The organism is Pseudonocardia sp. CA-142604 (genome assembly GCF_050948475.1).
Lineage (GTDB): Bacteria > Actinomycetota > Actinomycetes > Mycobacteriales > Pseudonocardiaceae > Pseudonocardia > Pseudonocardia alaniniphila.
Genome location: NZ_CP192045.1, coordinates 1,776,690 through 1,794,376, shown reverse-complemented (window position 1 = coordinate 1,794,376; position 17,687 = coordinate 1,776,690). Strand labels below are relative to the sequence as shown.

The window sequence follows — 17,687 nt, the reverse complement described above, 5'->3', positions numbered from 1 at the left end:
ATGGGCATGACCAAGGTCCTGCGGGAGACCCGGGAAGCGCTCGACGACGGCGGGCTGCGCGGATCGTTCCTCGTCCGCGACCTCGACACAGGAGACGAGATCGGACTCGACGCCGAGGTGGTGTATCCGGTCGCGTCGCTGGTCAAGGTGCCGCTCGCGGTCGCGACGCTCGAGCGCGTCGCCCGGGACGAGCTCGACGCGGCCATGCCCATCGAGGTTCGGCCGGGCCGGATGACGGTGCCGGGACCAACCGGGCTGGCCAGGTTCCGCCACCCGGCCACCATCGCCTTGGACGACCTGATCTACCTCGCGATGGCGATCAGCGACAGCACCGCGGCCGACGCCCTGTTCGCGCTCACCCCACCTGCCGCGGTCACCGCGGAGCTGCGGCGGCTCGGCCACGACGGCATCGTGGTCCGCCACCTCATGCGAGACCTCACCGATACCCCGGCCGAACGATTCACCCCGGCGGAAGGGCACCTCGCCCACTCACTGGCCATCGCCGGCGCGACGGCGGGCCGCGGCCACCCGGTGCCCCAGCTCGACATCAGCCTCGCGAACGCAGGGTCCGCCCGGTCCTTCGTGGACCTGCTCGCCGGACTGTGGCGACCGACGACCATCCAAACCCCGGTCGCCGCGCGGGTCCGCGAACTGATGGGCTACAACATGGTGCGACAACGGCTGGCCCCCGACTTCAGCTCCGACGCGTCCCGATGGTCGTCGAAGACCGGGACTCTGCTGAACCTCCGGCACGAGGTCGGGGTCGTCGAACACGCCGACGGCCAGACGTTTGCCATCGCCGCCCTCACCGAGTCCCGGGTACCGGCCGTCCTGCAACCCGGCGCAGAGACGTTGATGGCACACGTCGCCAGAACCCTCCGCGACCAACTCCGGATGTGATGAGCGATCCCGGGCGAATGGAAGAGAATATTCGCCACTTCACGACACCGGATTCGAGCTCCGTTGCGGCAAGGTGGAGCACCCACGTCAAATATTGCTATCCTCATCCAGATTGCCGGAGCAGCGTCCGCAATCTCATGAAATGGGGCGATTCACACTTCGGAAGGAATCATGATGGGTTTGGTTTCGTCCGACCGCCGGCATGCCGTGGTCATCGGTGCGTCGATCGGCGGCCTGTGTGCAGCTGGGGTGCTCAGCGAGAGTTTCGACCGCGTGACGGTCCTCGACCGGGACAAGTTGCCCGAGGAGCCGGCCGCGCGGCGCGGCGTACCGCAGAGTCGACAGTTACATGCATTGCTCGCCAGGGGCCGGGCGGTACTGGAGGACCTTTTTCCCGGCACGAACGAGCGCTTGCTCGCGGCCGGCGCATTGGAAATGGACCTCCAGTCGGATCTCCATTGGTATCTCGACGGACGCCTGCTTCGTCCCGAACCGTCGGGATTGATCGGGCTGGCGGTGAGTCGACCCGCCTTGGAGGCCGTCGTCCGCTCCCAGGTTGTCGACCTGGCCGAGGTGACGATCATGGACGGCTGCGATGTGACAGGCCTGACGAGTTCGTCCGACATGGGCCGGATCAGCGGAGTGCGGATCCGGACTCGATCCGATGGAAGGAGTTCTTCGGTACTTGATGCCGACCTCGTCGTGGACGCCGCCGGCCGGGGTGCTCACACGTCGGCGTGGCTGGACGAGCTGGGCTATCAGCCGGCGCCGGAGGAGTCGGTTCGGATCGAGCTTGCCTACCTGTCGCGTTTCTACCGGCGTGAGGCCCACCACCTCGGCGGGCGTATCGGTACGGCGATTGCTCCCTATCCCGGGCAGAACCGAAGCGGGTTCGTCAACGCACAGGAGGGTGGGCGGTTCATGGTCACCCTGAGCAGCTGCGGAGGTGAGGAGTTGCCCACTCGGGACGCAGCAATGGCCGAGTACGCCGACAGCCTCGTTGCTCCGGACGTCGCCGAGATCATTCGCACGGCTACCCCGCTGACCGAGCCGGTCCTCATGCGCTACCCCGCAAGTGTCCGAAGGCGCTACGAACTGCTGGATCGGTTCCCGGAGGGCTATCTCGTCATCGCGGACGCCCTCTGCAGCTTCAACCCCATATACGGCCAGGGCATGACGGTGGCCGCGCTGGAGGCCCGCCTGCTGCAGCGCCTGCTGCGGGAGGATCACGATGATCTCTGTCGACGCTTCTTCACGGCGGTCTCCGAGTTGCTCGACACTCCCTGGAACCTGATCATGAGCGGCGATCTGCGGTTCCCGTTCGTCGAAGGTGAGCGAAGCGAAGGCCTGCTGGCGATGGGCGAATACCTCGACCGGTACCGGGAGGCTGCAACACTCGACGCCACGCTCGCCACCGAGCTGATCCGAGTGATGAACATGGTCGACGAGCCCGCTCGCCTGATGGCTCCCGATCTGGAAGCGAGGGTGCGCAGCGCATCGAGGACGGTTCCGGCGTCCGACGTCTAGTACGCCAGCAGCAGGTCGTCATGGATCGCCGGTGCGTCGTTCGTAGGTTGTCGCCGGTCTTGCCGTGGCGACGGCGGTCACTTCCGGCTGTCGTCCTGGCGGTACGCGATCAGGGCGACGTGCACGCTGGTCCGCTCTTCGGAGTCGGACAGGTTCGACCGCAGCAGCCGCTCGAGCGAGCGGACGCGGGCGTACGCGGCTGTGCGGCCCAGGTGAACTCGTCGCGCAAAAGGGACCATCGCTCCGTTCTCCTGCAGATATGCCTCCAGGAGGTGGAGGGTCTCCTCCCGCTTGTCGCTTCGGAGTGCCAGGACCGGGCCGAGGCGGCTCTCGATGAACGAGTGCAGCCGCGAGTCGTCCCGGATCTGCCAGAGCAGGCTGCGGATTCCGAGATCGCGTGCGCGGACGACAACGGGCCGCTGCTCGCCCGGCACGGCGGGAGCAACCGTGGCGACGTGCTCGGCTTCGGTCAGCGACACCGGGAGGTCACGCCAGCTCTGTGCGGTCTGTCCGGCCGCAAGTGCCGCCACCAGGCCATCGCCGAGCTTCTCCACCAGCCGTTCCGGAAGGCGCTGTGCGGCTTCCGGTGACGAGCAGTCGAACAACACGGCGACCATCTGCGGCCGAACCCTGCCGACCAGGGCGGATCGCTGGACCGCCTTCGCCGCTTTCGCCACTCCGTCGACGAGATCGCCGTCGAGGTCGTTGTCCGCCCCGGAGCCACGCGCCATCACCACGGCGATCGGGCCGCTCGTGGCGAACCCCAGCGCCCGAGCGCGCGCTCGGATGGCGACCGGGTCGGCGGCGTGCCCACTCAGCACGTCCTGGATCAGCCTGGCAGCGGCGGCGCTCTCCGTTCCCTCGGCCGCGTTCGCGACCAGGTGTGTGATGGTCACCGCCTCGGCTGCCCGTTCGAGCACGAACCGCACGTCGTCGAGGTGGGCCCGGCCGATCCGTGTCGGCACGACCAGTCGGCCCCAGCGCCGCCGGCGCGGGCCGACCGGCGTACTGACCCACTGTTCGGGGCCGCCGTAGGTCGTCTCCGGGCCCACGGGAACCTGACGGGAGCGCGACGACCAGTCGCGCAGGATGTCCTCGGCCGGAAAGTCCCCGTCGAAGGCGATGACCCGGTGCGCGAGATCCTCCAGAACGACCGGTCGCGAGATCAGGTCCACACAACGTCCGAGGATCTCCTCGGCCGACGCCCCTTCGACCCCGAGCGGGCCGAGGGCTCGGTGGGCACGATGAGAGAAGCTGAGCCGCTCGTACTGTGCGTTCACGACCTGGGCGTGCACCGTCTCCGTGATCTCGACGAACCGCACCGGGGCTTGCAGCTCGATCACGGGGAACCGGTGTGCGCGAGCGGCCTGGACGAGGGCGTCGGGGAGACGTTCGACGTGCCGCCCGAGCTCGACCGCCAAACCGGCGGCACCGCTGTCGCGCAGCGAGTCGACATAGCCGGCGAGGTCGGTGCCCGGCTCGGCCAGAACGATGCCGATCGAGAGGATCAGCTCCCCGCCGCTGAGCGTCCCGGCAACGTTCGCGAGCTCGCTGACATGCACCCACCGCACCTCGGCGTCGAGCGCGTCGGAACCGGACCGGACCTTCGGGAGCCCTCGCGCGACAGCCGGCAACTCGAGGACGTCCCTCAATGTGAGCCGCACCGGGCCACGGTAGCTCCGGCAGGCAATCTGTTCGTCGAGAACCGCGGTTGCGAACACTCTGCCGGTCGTGGCACCGCACTGTCGATCGCAGGATGAGTGGACCGAACAACTCCCGACGAGGAGGCCTGACGTGCTGGTCGCACCACCGCGAGAGATCACGAATTGCGAGTTGCCGAGCCGAACAAATCGACGCTATCGCCCATCGCGCGGAGGTATTCAATGACCACGATGGAGACGTCGGTCGCCGGCACCGCGACAGCGACCTCGGAGATCGCGGCACGCCATCTATGGATGCACTTCGCGCACATGGGCAACCACCCCGCACGGCCGATTCCGGTGATCACACGAGGCGACGGCGTCCACATCTACGACGAGAACGGCCGGCGCATCCTCGACGGCCTCTCCGGTCTGTTCGTCGTCCAGGCCGGCCACGGCCGTCGCGAACTCGCCCAGGTGGCGAGCCGCCAGGCCGAGACCCTCGCCTACTTCCCGGTGTGGGGCTTCACGACGCCACCGGCCGCAGAGCTGGCCGAGCGTCTGGCGACGCTGGCTCCGGTCGACCTGAACCGGGTCTTCTTCACCACAGGTGGCGGTGAGGCGGTCGAATCGGCGTGGAAGGCCGCCAAGCAGTATTTCAAGCTGATCGGCAAGCCGGCGAAGCACAAGGTCATCAGCCGGGCCACGGCCTACCACGGCACGCCGCAGGGCGCGCTGGCGATCACCGGGATCCCGGCGATGAAGAAGGACTTCGAGCCGCTGACACCGGGCGCGTTCCGGGCGCCCAACACCAACGCCTACCGCAACCCGCAGTTCGACGGCGACCCGGATGCTTTCGGGCGCTGGGCCGCGGACCGCATCGAAGAAGCGATCCTGTTCGAGGGCCCGGAGACCGTCGCCGCGGTGTTCGTCGAGCCGGTGCAGAACTCCGGTGGCTGTTTCACCCCGCCGCCCGGCTACTTCGCCCGGGTCCGCGAGATCTGCGACCGGCACGACGTGCTGCTGGTGTCCGACGAGGTCGTCTGCAGCTTCGGACGGCACGGCACGACGTTCGCCTGCGAGAAGTTCGGGTACCTGCCCGACATCATCACCTGCGCGAAGGGGATGACATCCGGCTACAGCCCGATCGGGGCGATGATCGCGAGTGAGCGGGTCATGGAGCCGTTCTTGAGGCCGTCGGTGAGCTTCCCGCACGGCTACACCTTCGGTGGCCACCCCGTGTCGGCGGCAGTCGCCCTCGCGAACCTGGATCTGATGCAGCGCGAGCGGCTCAACGAGCGGGTTCTGAACTACGAGCAGGCCTTCGGCGACACCATGAGGAAGCTGCTCGACCTCCCGATCGTGGGCGACGTCCGGGGCGACGGGTACTTCTGGGCGGTCGAGCTCGTCAAGGACAAGGCGACGCGCAAGACGTTCGACGCCGATGAACGGGAACGTCTGGTGCGCGGTTTCCTCCCGTCAGCCCTGCTGGACAACGGCCTGTATTGCCGCGCGGACGACCGCGGAGACGTGGTCGTCCAGGTCGCGCCGCCGCTGATCTGCGGTCAGCCCGAGTTCGACGAGATCGAACAGATACTCCGGCAGACGTTCATCGACGCCGCCGAGATCGTCTGACGAGCAGATCCGACGTTCGACCGCTGACGCCCGCGGGATCGCCACGGCGCCCACCCGCCGGCCGTTGCGGAGCACACAGTCGTCGTCATGGGCTGCATCGTCGCGGGTATCGGATGTCCGCCGTGGTCCGCAATTCGTTGAGAACCCGATCCTGGTGATTCCGATCAAGACACGACCAGCCGTGACGAATTGGGCTCGGCCATCGTCACACAAATGAAGGGTTTCGCCGTGACCGACATCTCTGCCGGACGCGTGAGCACGCCTGCGTCCGTGTTGCGACGCGAGGTTGGCCTGCTCGCGTTGATGCTTGTTTCGTTGGGCTCGATTATCGGATCGGGGTGGTTGTTGGGGGAGTTGACCGCGTCGAGCGCGGCAGGCGGGGCGTCGGTGTTGTCGTGGGTGTTGGCGGGCGCGGTCATGGTGCTGCTCGCCTTGGTGCATGCCGAGCTGGCGGCGACATATCCGTTCACGGGGGGCACGGCGCGCTATCCGCGGATCGCGTTCGGGGCGATGGCCGGATTCACCGCCGGGTGGGTGGGCTGGTTGGCGACGGCGACGACGGCGCCGATCGAGGTGGAGGCGGCGCTGTCGTACCTCGGCCATCTCCGGCCCGGGTTGGTGAACACCTCGGGAGCGTTGACCGGACAAGGCCTGGTGATCGCGGTGGTGTTGATGGCGGTGTTCACGGTGGTGAACGTCCTGGGTGTGCGGTGGTTGGCCGAGTCCAACCGGATCGTGATGCTGTGGAAGATCGCGGTGCCGGTGGCGACGGTGATCGTGCTTCTGGTGGTGTCGTTCCACCCGGGCAACTTCACCGCAGGCGGGTTCGCCCCGTTCGGCGCGCACGGAGTGTTCGCGGCGCTGCCGTTGGGGGTGATCTTCGCGTTGACGGGCTTCGAGCAGGCCGTTCAGTTGGGCGGCGAGTCGCGCAATCCGCAGCGGGACCTGCCGCGGGCGGTGATCGGCGCGGTGTTGATCGGCACGGTGATCTACCTCGGGCTGGAGATCGCATTCATCGGTTCGTTGAACCCGGCGAACCTGCTCGGCGGCTGGGCGGCACCGGTGGGCAAGGGCGACTTCGGCCCGTATGCCACGATCGCGACCACGCTTGGTCTGGGCTGGCTGACGGTGATCCTCTACACCGATGCGTTCCTCTCGCCGTCCGGCGCCGGACTCGTCTACGTCGGTACCTCGGCCCGGCTCTCCTACGCGATGGGCTACTCCCGGCAGGTGCCCCGCTCGGTGGCCCGGATCAGCAAACGTGGTGTGCCGTGGGTGTCGCTGCTGATCTCGTTCGTGGTGGGCATCATCTGTTTCCTGCCCTTCCCCAGCTGGCAGGGCTTCGTCGGCCTGGTCACCTCCGCTGTGGTGCTGATGTACGGGTTCGCCCCGGTCACCCTGATGGCACTGCGCCGCAGCGACCCCGACCGCGAGCGGCCCTACCGGCTCAAAGGCGCCGCCGTGATCGCGCCACTGGCGTTCGTCGCCGCCAGCGAGATCATCTATTGGACGGCCTGGCCCACAGTGGAGAAGTTGCTGATCCTCGTGGCCGCCGGACTGGTGATCTTCGGGCTGTACCACGCCTTCGGCCCCCACACCGACCGCCGGCAGCCGCTGGACGCGCGCTCGATGCTGTGGATCCTGCCCTGGTTCATCGGCCTCGGCCTGATCTCCTACCTGGGCCAGTACGGCGGCACCGGCGTCATCCCGCCGTGGGTCGACCTGGGCGTGGTCGCCGTCTTCGCCCTCGCCGTGTTCCATCTCGGCGAACGGCTCGCCCTGCCGCCCCAGCGGGTGGCCGAACAGCTCCTCATCGAGGCAACCGAAGCCGCCGCGGAGTCGGCAACCCGGTAGGCGGATCCGGCGACTACTACACGCGCGCCGGCACCCGGCCCAGCGCGGCGAGCGCCTCCACAACGACGTGGATGCCACGGAAGAAGCGCAGCGTCTCGCCGCGCTCGAGCCCGGAACGGTCCACCGCCTCCCGCCGTGTCCGCACCTGCTCGATGATCATGCCCTACTCACTCCCCCGTTCGATCCCGGCCGCTCGGCCGGGCAGTTTCTGAACGACCGGGAGTACTTTTTCTGCGAACAGTCGAAGGTTTTGTTCCGCGCTCTCGTACGACATGCTGCCGTACCGGAAGTACGCGGCGATCTCACTGGCGGCCGCCGCCTGCTGGAGCGCTTCGATCTTCTCGATCACCTGATCGGGAGTGCCCCACAGGACCTTCGCCACCTGGTCGCGCCGCGCTTGTTCGGCGTCGAGCTCTTTACCCATTGTGACGTAGTAGTCGTAGCCGCCGATCTTCTTGTATCGCGCGGCGTCGATCCAGCTGTAATGCAGGGCGACACTCTCCATGTATTCTTCCCACTGGGCTGCTCGCTCGTACGCCTGCTGCTCACTCTCGGCGCAGGCCACAGCGTTGACGATGATCGGAGCTGACGGACCGAGCCCCACCTCGGCTCGGGCCGCGTTGAATGCGGCGGTTTCTTTTGGATAGTCCGCCAAGTCTCGAGAGACGGCGAAAAGCGCACCCAGCTGCTGCTTCGCCGCGATCTCGAGCGTCTCCGGGCTCATCCATGCGCAGTACATCTGCTCGGCGATATTCCTGCGCGGCCTGGGCCGGATCTCGATTTCCGGGATCCGATAGTATTCGCCTTCGAAGGAAAACCTGGTCCGGCCGAGGCCCCGACGGATGACCTCCAGACATTCGGCGAACCGCGCTCGCGACTGGCTCATCGGGATCCGCTGGCCATCGAACTCGTCCGCGGAGGCGCCCCGGCCGAAGCCGAGGAACAACGTGCGGCTGCCCAGCATGATGTCCATCATTGCGATCTCTTCGGCCAACCGCACCGGATCGTGCCAGGGGAGGACGATCACGGCGGACCCGACGTCGGCATTCTTGGTACGTCCGACAAGGTATGCCAACAGCTGGAGCGGCGAGGGTGTCATGAGGTAGGGGCTGAAGTGGTGCTCCGTACTCCACAGCGTGTCGAAGCCCAGGCCGTCGGCGAGTACCGCGAGCTCCAGTGCTTCGGACGTCAGTTCGTGGTCGGGGTAGTCAAACGGTTCATCGAGGCCCGACTTGAAGCGCTTCCAATCCCAGTAGTTCTGCGTGCAAATGGCGTAGCCAAACCGCATATGAAACCTCCAGGTTTCCCCTATCGAGAAGAATGGGGGAGTTGATGCATGCGTGTCTCATACTTCCTGGCCGCCGTGCCAGGAACCACAGAAGTCGTGGTCAGGATAGGGTGCGGTCGGCACGACGGCGGACGCTGCCCCCCGGGATGCCCCCCGCCCCGCTGAGAGTCGGCGCGAGCGCGAAACGTCAAGATGATCGCCTCGACGACATGCTGCACCATGGCCCGCCCACTTCGCGTTTCCTGGTCGACGGAGCGCAGACACGTCATTCACGACCTCCATGTTTGCCACGTTGACCTACTGCCGCGACTCTCGAGGAGGAAACGTCGCTCCACTGACGAGAAAACGTCGATCCGAGAGATCGCCACTCAAGAAGAAACCGTCACGACGGCTTGCCAGAGGCAAGCATGACATTCCTCCTTGGATCTTGGTGGACGTCGGTGCGGTATCCTCGGCCACGCGCACCTCTCACCCACCGTCATGTGAGCGGGTTCAGCGCCGAGGTACCGTCCGGCTCCGCTCGCGCGGCGACCCCCAGGGCCTGAGCCTGTGCGCGGTGGGTGCAACGGTCGTCGGCTGCCGATCGTTAACCTGTTCGGCGGCGTCGATCTCCAGCACATCCGTGGGCCCGGGTCACGTCTCGGATGAGCCACTTCGGTCCTTGCCCCGCAACGCCCACCGCCCAACAGCAGCCTGTGTCCGGCACACCCGCCACCGCGCCTGTGCCGGACACCAATAAGGAGGAATTAGTGGTCCGACGAGGCCGGCCCCAGACCAGGGCTCGCCGTACAGCCCCGCGCGATCGTCGCCGCGTCCGCGGCCGCGGCGACGTCAACTCGGTGCTCGCCCGCGCCGTCCAGGAGATCGAAGCGGCCCTCCGGCATGGTCGGGTCACGCCGGCGACGCGCACGAAGTTCCAGGCCGTCGCACTGTTGCTGCGCGATGAGCGGGCCCGGGTCCAGGCGGAGAGCCACAGCGACTCGCACAGGGCCGAGCAGCTCAAGCGCCTCGACGGCATCGCGACGATCCTCGCGAAGAGCGCCGTCCGTGACTCCGGGCTCCTGATGCTCCTCGCCGAGGACGCCGTCGTCTCCGACGAGGCCCGGTCGCTCAAGCGGGACCTGCTGAGGACCGCGGGCATCGAGTCGGGTGCCGACGAGCTGCCGTCGGTGGAGCCCCCGGCCGCCACCGAGCACCGGGCGGTGCCGCGGTCGGTCATCTCGCGGCAACTGGCCAACCCCTTCCTCGCCCCGGACGTCTCCGCCGCCCGGCCCAGCGCACATCGTCCGACCCGGCTGGCCGCTTGGGAGCTGATCGGCCCACTGCTCAGCTCGTTCGAGCGGGCCGGCGGCGGAGCCACGACGTGCATGGCCCTCCCTGCACCGACCTCGCGGTACACGCCGCGCGGCCTGGAACTGATGCCGCACCAGGCTCGGCTGGTCGCCGCGGCCGCGGCCGGCAACCGGACTTTCCTGCTCGCCGACGAGCCGGGGCTGGGCAAGACCGCCCAGGCACTGCTGGCCGCGGAGGCCTCGAACGCGTACCCGTTGCTCGTCGTCGTGCCGAACGTCGTCAAAACGAACTGGGCGCGCGAGGCCGGGATGTGGACACCCCACCGCTCGGCCACCGTGATCCACGGCAACGGTGACTCGATCGACGGATTCGCCGACATCGTCGTGGTCAACTACGAGGTGCTCGACCGCCACGTGGGGTGGCTCGGCGACTTCGGCCTGCGCGGAATGGTCGTCGACGAGGCGCACTTCATCAAGAACAAGTCCTCCCAGCGCTCGCGGCATGTCCTGGCGCTCTCCGAGCGCATCCGGTCCTTCACGGCGCGACCGCTGCTGATGGCCCTCACCGGCACGCCGCTGATCAACGACATCGAGGACTTCCGGGCGATCTGGCAGTTCCTCGGCTGGATCGACGAGACGAAGCCGCTCGCCGCGCTGATGAACGCGCTCGACGACACCGGCCTGACGCCGGCCGACCCGGGGTTCTACGGCGCGGCCCGCCAGTCCGTCGTCGATCTCGGCATCGTCCGTCGCCGCAAGGTCGACGTGGCCGCCGACATCCCCGCGCGGCGCATCGCCGACCTCCCTGTCGAGCTGGATGGGCCGGCCGGTCGATCGATCCGAGCGGCCGAGCGCGAACTCGCTCGCCGGATGGTGGCGCGGTACGAGGACGCACTGGCCGGCCGTCGGTCCGGTGCCGTCGTCGAGGGCATCGACCACGACCTCGTGCGCCAGGTCGCCAGGTGGGAGCAGAAGGACGCGACCACCTCGACGACCGGCGAGAACGTCTTCAGCATGATGCGGCGCATCGGCCGGGCGAAAGCCGGTCTCGCCGCCGACTACGCGGCCCAGCTCGCGCGTAGCGCGGGCAAGGTGGTCTTCTTCGCCAAGCACGTCGACGTGATGGACCTGGCCGAGGAGACGTTCACCGAGCAGGGGGTCCGCTTCTCGTCGATCCGTGGCGACCAGACGCCCGCATCGCGGCAGCGGAACATCGACGCCTTCACAGGCGACCCCGATGTGGCCATCGCGGTCTGCTCGCTGACCGCAGCCGGCGTGGGCATCAACCTCCAGGTCGCCTCCGACCTCGTGCTCGCCGAGCTCTCCTGGACCGCCGCAGAACAGACCCAGGCCATCGACCGCAGCCACCGCATCGGCCAGGCGCAACCCGTCACCGCCTGGCGCATCATCGCCGCGCAGACGATCGACGCCCGGATCGCCGAGCTGATCGACAGCAAGGCCGGCCTCGCCGCCCAGGCACTCGACGGCTCGGAGGAGGAGGCCGGGTCGGCGGCCGACGTGCAGCACGAGGCGCTCGTCGCGTTGCTGACGGAGGCGCTGTCGGCTGTCCCGACGCCTGCCGAGTGAGGATGGGCGAGCTCGCCGCACGCGGGGACGATCACGGTCGCGGGTGCCGCCTGGAGGGGACCGCGAGCAGGGCCTGCGTCATCGGGGCGGCAGTTCGACCTCACCGCCCGAGCCGTCGCACCGGGGGTCGCTCACGGCGTCGAAGCGGCCGTCGTCTCCGACCTTGATCAGGTTGGCATGGCCGAGTCGCTCGTCGTGCTGGGGAAGCACCTTCGGGACGAATCCGCGAGCGACCAACGAGTCCGTGGCAGGGGCGGGCAGGTCGCTCTCCCTGTAGACCGTCATGTTCGTGTCCCCGGCATCTTGCACCCCGACGATCCAGCGAGGCGCATCGACCGCGTCGGCCGGCGAGTCCCCCGCCATGGAGCGCAGGAGCAGCTGGGCGTGGATCTGCGGGTGCCCGTGCCCGCCCTTGGTCGAGCTGACCCACCTGACGTCCCCGCCCTCGGTGACCATGACCGGCATGAGGGTATGGCGGGGCCGCTTGCCGGGAGCCACGACGTTGGGCGAGAGCGGATCCAGGGAGAAGGACCGTCCCCGGTTCTGCATGAGGATGCCGGTCGTCGGCTCCAGCACCCCGGACCCGAACGCGTCGTAGACGCTCTGCAGCAGCGAGACCGCGTACCCGTCCGTGTCGATCGCGGAGATACCGACGGTGTCGCCCCCGACCGGTGCGATACCTGATGGCGCGTGCGGCGCGGCCGGGTCGTGATCGATCAGCGCACCGGTATCCACGGTGACGAATCTCGGGTCGGCCAGCAGGAGATCGCGAATCGCGTTGGCTCGCTCGAAGATCTCGGCCAGCGCGCCTGCCTGCTCGCCCAGAGCGTCCTGCGGGTCGCCGATCTGCTGAAGCCGTTTCAGCGCCCGCAACAGCATGAACCCCTGCGTGTTGGGCGGGCTGGTGATCACCTCGTACTGCCGGAAGGCCGCCGCGAGGGGTTCAACCAACTCGGGTCGGAAACCGCCGAGATCCTCGACGGTCATCACGCAGCCCCGTTGCGCGAGACCATCGATCAGGCGCCGGCCCACGCCCGCGCCGTAGAGCGCGTCCGGGCCCTCGGCCTGCAGTTCCACCAGCGACTGCGCGAGTGCCGGCTGGCGGAAGACGTCGCCCTCTCGCAAAGGCGTTCCGCCGGGGAGGAACACATCGCGGCAGCCGGGATCCCTCGACAGGACATCGTGCCTCGTGGTGATGGCCGCGGCGAGGGACCGGCCGACCGGAGCACCATCCGACGCGAGCCCGACGGCGATATCGAAGTGTGCCGACCATGGCAGCCGGGCACCGAACGACCTCAGCGCCTCCCAGCCGCGAACCGCGCCCGGCACCGTGACCGTGTCGATGCCACGGAACGGGATCTCCTCACCGTGAACCGCCCGCAACCGCTCCACCGACTGGGCCGCCGGCGCCCCACCCGTCGCATTCACGCAGTGGATCGCCCCACCAGGAGTCCGCACCAGCGCCACCGCGTCGCCACCCAACGCCGTCTGGTTCGGATACACCACGTCCAGCACCACGGCCGCGGCGAGGGCGGCATCGATGGCGTTGCCCCCGGCGCGGAAGGCATCCTCGCCCGCCTCGGTGGCGAGATGGTGCGGGCTGGCGATCGATCCGCGTCCGAGTGACGTATCGGTCGGGGCCGTGTTAGGCGTCATGGTTCTGCTTCCGGTCTCATCGTGAATCACCTGCGCGAGGATCGGCATGAAAACCCCGCCGAGATCTCGGCCCGCGCTCTCACCGACCCCGCCAAATCGGACGTAGAGTTTCGGCAGGCAGAGCGTCGCTGCGCATTCGACACGCGCGTTCTCAGCATAACGAAGATGTGCGAGTTCTTCGACGTGAGATTCGGCACCATGCGTTGCGCGGGAGCCCGCGAACGTATTAGTCGTTCCGGCGCATTACGACGGAATCGGACGACATGGCTCGCCGATTCGTCGAAAGGCCGCGCAGCAGAGCCAGGACGGTGTCACTGACCGGTGTGGGGATGCCGTGCCGGCGTGCCAGACGGACCACCGTGCCGGTCAACCCTTCGTGTTCCATACCTGATCGGTGGTGATCTGTACACCGCGTACACGTTCGTGGCGGTGCCCGCGTTGTTGTTCGGGGCAGGGGCAACCGGGTTCTTCGCGCTGCCGTACGCGTTGATCGCATATCCGTTGGTGTTCCTGCCGTTGTTGCGGTTGTGGTCGGTGTCGCGGATGCACGGGTTTCTGACACCGGCGGATTTCGTGCGCGGTCGTACGGATCACCGGTGTTGGCGTTACTGGTGGCGATCACCGGGTTGGTGGCCACGATGCCCTACATCGCGCTGCAGCTGGCCGGGCTGGAGGCGGTGCTGCGCACGATGGGGCTCAACGGATCCGGGTTGGTGGGGCACCTGCCGTTGCTGGTGGCGTTCGTGATCCTGGCCGCCTACACCTACCAGTCCGGGTTGCGGGCACCGGCGTTGATCGCGTTCGTCAAGGACCTGTTGATCTACGTGGTGGTGCTGGTCGCGGTGATCTACCTGCCGCTGCGGCTGGGCGGCTGGTCGGCGATCTTCGCGGCGGCGGATGCGAAGTTCGCCGCGACCTCGTCGCAGGCCGACGGGGTGCTGCTGAACGGCTCGAACCCGCTGCAGTACGTGACGCTGGCGGTGGGCTCGGCGTTGGCGCTGTTCCTGTACCCGCACGCGGTGACCGGGGTGTTGGCCTCGGGCGGGCGCGACGTGGTGCGGCGCAACATGGTGACGTTGCCGGCGTACTCGTTCCTGCTCGGGTTGATCATGCTGTTGGGGTTCGTCGCGATCGCCGCGCACACCCGCCCCATCAAGAACGCGGCGACCGGGCGGGCGGACACCAACACGATCGTCCCGGCGTTGTTCGCCGACCAGTTCGGTCCGGTGTTCTCCGGGGTGGCGTTCGCGGCGATCGGGGTGGGTGCGCTGGTGCCGGCGGCGATCATGTCGATCGCGGCGGCAAACCTGTGGACCCGCAACATCTACAAGGAGTTCCTGCGACCGGGCGCCACCCCCACGCAGGAGGCGCGGCAGGCCAAGCTGGCCTCGCTGGTCGTCAAGGTCGGGGCGGTGCTGTGCATCGTGCTGATCGACCCGCAGTTCTCCGTGGACCTGCAGCTGATCGGTGGGGTGATCATCCTGCAGACGCTGCCCGCGGTGGCGATCGCGCTCTACACCCGCTGGCTGCACCGCTGGGCGCTGGTCGCCGGCTGGGTCGCGGGGATGGCCTGGGCGCTGTACCTGCTATGGATCATTCCCAACCCGGCCACCGGCTCCGCCCACTTCGGCGGCTCCGCGCTGCCCCTGGCCCGCCTGAGCATCTTCGGCCGGCACCCGTTCCCCGGCTCCACGGTGCTGATCTACGTCGGGCTCCTCGCCCTGGGCCTGAACCTGCTGGTCAGCATCATCGCCACGCTCGTCCTACGGGCGGCGCACGCCGCCGACGGCACCGACACCACCGCCCCCACCGACTACGACGCCGACACCGGTACCCACGACCTGCCCGACCTCGTCGCCACGCGGGAACCGGCAACAGGCCGGGTGGTGTAGTCGCGACGCGATCGTCCCGCCACTCAGCGGCGTGTGATCACCAGTGCGCAGGAAACCGCGACAAGAGCGGTGGCGACGCCTACGCAGAGTGTGACCAGCCGCTGCTCGATCAAGAATGCGCCGAATACGGCGCCGCCGAGCATGGCAGCGATGGACAGCCCCCGAATCCCGACCTTGCTGTCCGTGCCGCCGGCTACGCGACCGTCAGCGGCGATACCTGTGACGGCCATCGTGAGCACGGTGGTGGTGAGATTGGGTACCGCCAGCTTGCGAACCCCCGCATTCTGCACTCCCATGGCCAGCGCGAGCAGCACGATCAGCCCGTAGCGCTGGGCCGTCAGGTTGATCGCCGATAGGAGCGTGGCCAGGGTCGCGGCGAGCAGTAGCACCACCTCGACGCAGGTGAAGGCGACGAAGAGCTTGGTCCGTTGAGTGAGGCGATGGCCCAACTGCCCGCCGATGATCGAGCCGACCATGAACGCGGCCAGCGCGATGAGCGAGGCGACGACCGAAAAGTTCTCGGCGTCGACCAGAGCGAACGCGATGAACACGATGTTTCCGGTCATGTTGGCCACGAACACCCGGTCGAGTTCGAGGTAGCTCAGTGCGTCGACCATTCCGGTGGCGACTGTGAGCGTGACCAGGGCCGGGATCAGCGGATTACCCGGACCGGACCCGGGGTGAGACGGAGTATTGTCGGCCATCGAATGCTCGCAGAACTCGTCCGTGCGCGGTGTCTACCGTGGTGAGGCCAGGAGCTTGCCGGCCCGTTGGGCGAGGGACCGGCCTCGGCTTCCGGCTTCGGCGATCAGCTCGCGCACGTCGTCCGCACTGAACCTGGTGAATTCTCCGTCTTCCAGAAGAATCTCTCCGTCGACCAGGACGTGTTTGGCGTCGGTGCCACGGGCCGCGTGAACGAAGGTCGACAACGGCCGGTGATTGATGGCGGTGTGCACGCCGGAAATGTCGAACACCGCGATGTCGGCGCGGGCCCCCTCCGCGATACAACCGAGCTGATCACCCGATCCGAGCGCAGTTGCTCCGGCGGCGGTGCCCATGTGCACCACTTGCTCCGGCGTCAGGGCCGAGGGGTCACCATGCACCTGGTTCTGCAGCAGCCGGGTGAGCTTGACCTGTTCCAACATGTCGTTGGTGAGGTCGACCATCGGACCATCGGTACCGAGCGCGACCTTCACCCCGTTGTCGACCATCCGCTTGATCGGGGCGATGCCGCCGCCTCGGCTCGCCTCCGAGCTCGGGGTATGAGAGACGGTGCTGCCGGACTCCGCGATGAGGTCGAGGTCCTTTCCTTGGGGGTGGATGGTGTGCGCGAGGATCCATCGGTGATCGAGGACTCCGAGGCCCTGCAGAAATTCCAGATCAGTACGGCCCATTTGCAGAACCCAGCGCAGGTAGCCGCGCTCGCGTGAGAGGGTCCCGCCCGCGATGTGTGAGCTGACGAAGGTGTCGAACTCGCGGGCCAGCGCGTGGCCGCCCTGGATCATCTTTTCGGTTGACGTCCCTGCTGCGATCCAGTGAGAAGTCGCTTCCAGGACGAATCCGACCCGAACGAGCCCGTTGCCGCGGCCGTTCCACCGCTCGTAGGCAGCTCGGACCCGCTCATACTCCGAAGCAACGTCATTCGGGCGGACCGCTTTGGCGAAGTATTGGCGCATGCCGGTCTCCAGCACCGGCTCCAAGATTGCGTCGTCGGCCTCGTCGTCGGTTTCGGAGACGAGGTGGTTGACCGAGGTCGTCGTGCCGGTCCGGATCATGTCAAGGCAGGCCAGTCGGCTGGCAACGCGCAGATCGCCGTTGTTCAGTTCGGATTCGAGGGGGAAGAGGCAATCCTGCACCCAGTCCTCGAGAACCATCCCATCGCCGAGGCCTTTGCCGAGGAGATACCAGTCGTGCTGGTGCGTGTTGATCATTCCGGGCACGACGAGGCACCCGGTGGCGTCGAGAGTCTTGTCGACGTGAGCGACGGCGATCTCACCAGGCGGTGCGAGCGTCTCGATGGACGGTCCGTCGATCAGTAGGTCTCCTCCGTCGAGCAGCTCCGGGTTGCCTTCTGCCAAGATTCGACCACCACTCACGAGGATCTTCACGCGTACCTCCCAGGATGTGAATTGACCACCAGGGCACACGAACGGTGGACCGTCGGCGATGAGGTCGGCTTCCGCGCACCGGAGGCCGGGCGCAGTGGCGGATATACATTGCGAATGCGCTCGAGAAAGTACGCATCGCAGACGACGGCGGACGCTGACGATGCTCGTGACGTGCCGTATCGGTGCCTCTGACTACACACGGGCCCAATGCTGATGTCACAGAATACGGCCCGCCAATAACCCCTGAGAGGCATTTGGCCACGGCACTTGTGCGACGACGTTGCTCGACCACGTGCCCCGAGCGCGCT

At 67.6% G+C, this 17,687-nt stretch carries 12 protein-coding genes and 1 pseudogene; 6 read left to right on the top strand and 7 right to left on the bottom strand.

From position 1 onward, the window contains the following. Positions 1 to 900, top strand: a complete 900-nt coding sequence (locus ACQPZQ_RS08170; protein ID WP_433293664.1) for a serine hydrolase — start codon at positions 1 to 3, stop codon at positions 898 to 900. Between the two features lie 171 nt (positions 901 to 1,071). Continuing rightward, a complete protein-coding gene (locus ACQPZQ_RS08165; protein WP_433293662.1) occupies positions 1,072 to 2,427 on the top strand; it encodes an FAD-dependent oxidoreductase in 1,356 nt (451 codons plus the stop codon). Positions 2,428 to 2,504: 77 nt separating this feature from the next. Here the strand turns inward: ACQPZQ_RS08165 and ACQPZQ_RS08160 are convergent, their stop codons facing one another. Continuing rightward, positions 2,505 to 4,091: a PucR family transcriptional regulator gene (locus ACQPZQ_RS08160; protein ID WP_433293660.1), complete on the bottom strand. Its 1,587-nt coding sequence runs from the start codon at positions 4,089 to 4,091 to the stop codon at positions 2,505 to 2,507. 219 nt (positions 4,092 to 4,310) lie between these two features. Between ACQPZQ_RS08160 and ACQPZQ_RS08155 the strand changes: the two genes are divergently transcribed. Both ACQPZQ_RS08155 and ACQPZQ_RS08150 read left to right on the top strand, forming a co-directional pair. Continuing rightward, complete coding sequence (locus tag ACQPZQ_RS08155) at positions 4,311 to 5,702, top strand: aspartate aminotransferase family protein (protein ID WP_433293658.1); 1,392 nt, start codon at positions 4,311 to 4,313, stop codon at positions 5,700 to 5,702. A gap of 213 nt (positions 5,703 to 5,915) precedes the next feature. Then, positions 5,916 to 7,556 carry an APC family permease gene (locus ACQPZQ_RS08150; RefSeq protein ID WP_433293656.1) on the top strand — a complete coding sequence of 547 codons (1,641 nt, stop codon included), beginning with the start codon at positions 5,916 to 5,918 and terminating at the stop codon, positions 7,554 to 7,556. Between the two features lie 16 nt (positions 7,557 to 7,572). Here ACQPZQ_RS08150 and ACQPZQ_RS08145 read toward each other — a convergent pair whose 3' ends face one another. Together ACQPZQ_RS08145 and ACQPZQ_RS08140 are read right to left on the bottom strand one after the other, a co-directional pair. Continuing rightward, positions 7,573 to 7,716: a hypothetical protein gene (locus ACQPZQ_RS08145; protein ID WP_433293654.1), complete on the bottom strand. Its 144-nt coding sequence runs from the start codon at positions 7,714 to 7,716 to the stop codon at positions 7,573 to 7,575. Positions 7,717 to 7,719: 3 nt separating this feature from the next. After that, the gene (locus ACQPZQ_RS08140) at positions 7,720 to 8,844 is read right to left on the bottom strand and encodes an LLM class flavin-dependent oxidoreductase (protein ID WP_433293652.1); all 1,125 of its coding nucleotides are present in this window, start codon (positions 8,842 to 8,844) and stop codon (positions 7,720 to 7,722) included. Between the two features lie 749 nt (positions 8,845 to 9,593). Here ACQPZQ_RS08140 and ACQPZQ_RS08135 point away from each other — a divergent pair. Continuing rightward, entirely contained in the window at positions 9,594 to 11,723 is a 2,130-nt protein-coding gene (locus ACQPZQ_RS08135; RefSeq protein WP_433293650.1) for a DEAD/DEAH box helicase, read from the top strand. A gap of 78 nt (positions 11,724 to 11,801) precedes the next feature. On the opposite strand, the gene ACQPZQ_RS08130 is transcribed toward ACQPZQ_RS08135, so the two are convergent. Continuing rightward, positions 11,802 to 13,379, bottom strand: a complete 1,578-nt coding sequence (locus tag ACQPZQ_RS08130; RefSeq protein ID WP_433293648.1) for a gamma-glutamyltransferase family protein — start codon at positions 13,377 to 13,379, stop codon at positions 11,802 to 11,804. Positions 13,380 to 13,605: 226 nt separating this feature from the next. Next, positions 13,606 to 13,764 (bottom strand): ketopantoate reductase family protein, encoded by a 159-nt coding sequence (locus ACQPZQ_RS08125; RefSeq protein ID WP_433293646.1) that lies wholly within the window; start codon positions 13,762 to 13,764, stop codon positions 13,606 to 13,608. Between ACQPZQ_RS08125 and ACQPZQ_RS08120 the strand changes: the two are divergent. Next, a pseudogene (locus ACQPZQ_RS08120) lies at positions 13,764 to 15,271 on the top strand (sodium:solute symporter family protein); the annotation flags it as partial. The gene ACQPZQ_RS08125 and the pseudogene ACQPZQ_RS08120 sit on opposite strands and share 1 nt — an antisense overlap. A 23-nt stretch (positions 15,272 to 15,294) precedes the next feature. On the opposite strand, the gene ACQPZQ_RS08115 reads toward ACQPZQ_RS08120, so the two are convergent. Both ACQPZQ_RS08115 and ACQPZQ_RS08110 read right to left on the bottom strand, forming a co-directional pair. Continuing rightward, positions 15,295 to 15,975, bottom strand: a complete 681-nt coding sequence (locus tag ACQPZQ_RS08115; protein WP_433293644.1) for a YoaK family protein — start codon at positions 15,973 to 15,975, stop codon at positions 15,295 to 15,297. Between the two features lie 33 nt (positions 15,976 to 16,008). Next, complete coding sequence (locus ACQPZQ_RS08110; protein ID WP_433293642.1) at positions 16,009 to 17,379, bottom strand: amidohydrolase family protein; 1,371 nt, start codon at positions 17,377 to 17,379, stop codon at positions 16,009 to 16,011. Positions 17,380 to 17,687: the final 308 nt, after the last annotated feature.

What these genes read in the sequence shown, in the direction of transcription:
- ACQPZQ_RS08170 (WP_433293664.1), top strand. Translation starts at nt 1, where the DNA reads ATGGGCATGACCAAGGTCCTGCGGGAGACCCGGGAAGCGCTCGACGAC.
- ACQPZQ_RS08165 (WP_433293662.1), top strand. Translation starts at nt 1,072, where the DNA reads ATGATGGGTTTGGTTTCGTCCGACCGCCGGCATGCCGTGGTCATCGGT.
- ACQPZQ_RS08155 (WP_433293658.1), top strand. Translation starts at nt 4,311, where the DNA reads ATGACCACGATGGAGACGTCGGTCGCCGGCACCGCGACAGCGACCTCG.
- ACQPZQ_RS08150 (WP_433293656.1), top strand. Translation starts at nt 5,916, where the DNA reads ATGAAGGGTTTCGCCGTGACCGACATCTCTGCCGGACGCGTGAGCACG.
- ACQPZQ_RS08145 (WP_433293654.1), bottom strand. Translation starts at nt 7,716, where the DNA reads ATGATCATCGAGCAGGTGCGGACACGGCGGGAGGCGGTGGACCGTTCC.
- ACQPZQ_RS08140 (WP_433293652.1), bottom strand. Translation starts at nt 8,844, where the DNA reads ATGCGGTTTGGCTACGCCATTTGCACGCAGAACTACTGGGATTGGAAG.
- ACQPZQ_RS08130 (WP_433293648.1), bottom strand. Translation starts at nt 13,379, where the DNA reads ATGACGCCTAACACGGCCCCGACCGATACGTCACTCGGACGCGGATCG.
- ACQPZQ_RS08125 (WP_433293646.1), bottom strand. Translation starts at nt 13,764, where the DNA reads ATGGAACACGAAGGGTTGACCGGCACGGTGGTCCGTCTGGCACGCCGG.
- ACQPZQ_RS08115 (WP_433293644.1), bottom strand. Translation starts at nt 15,975, where the DNA reads ATGGCCGACAATACTCCGTCTCACCCCGGGTCCGGTCCGGGTAATCCG.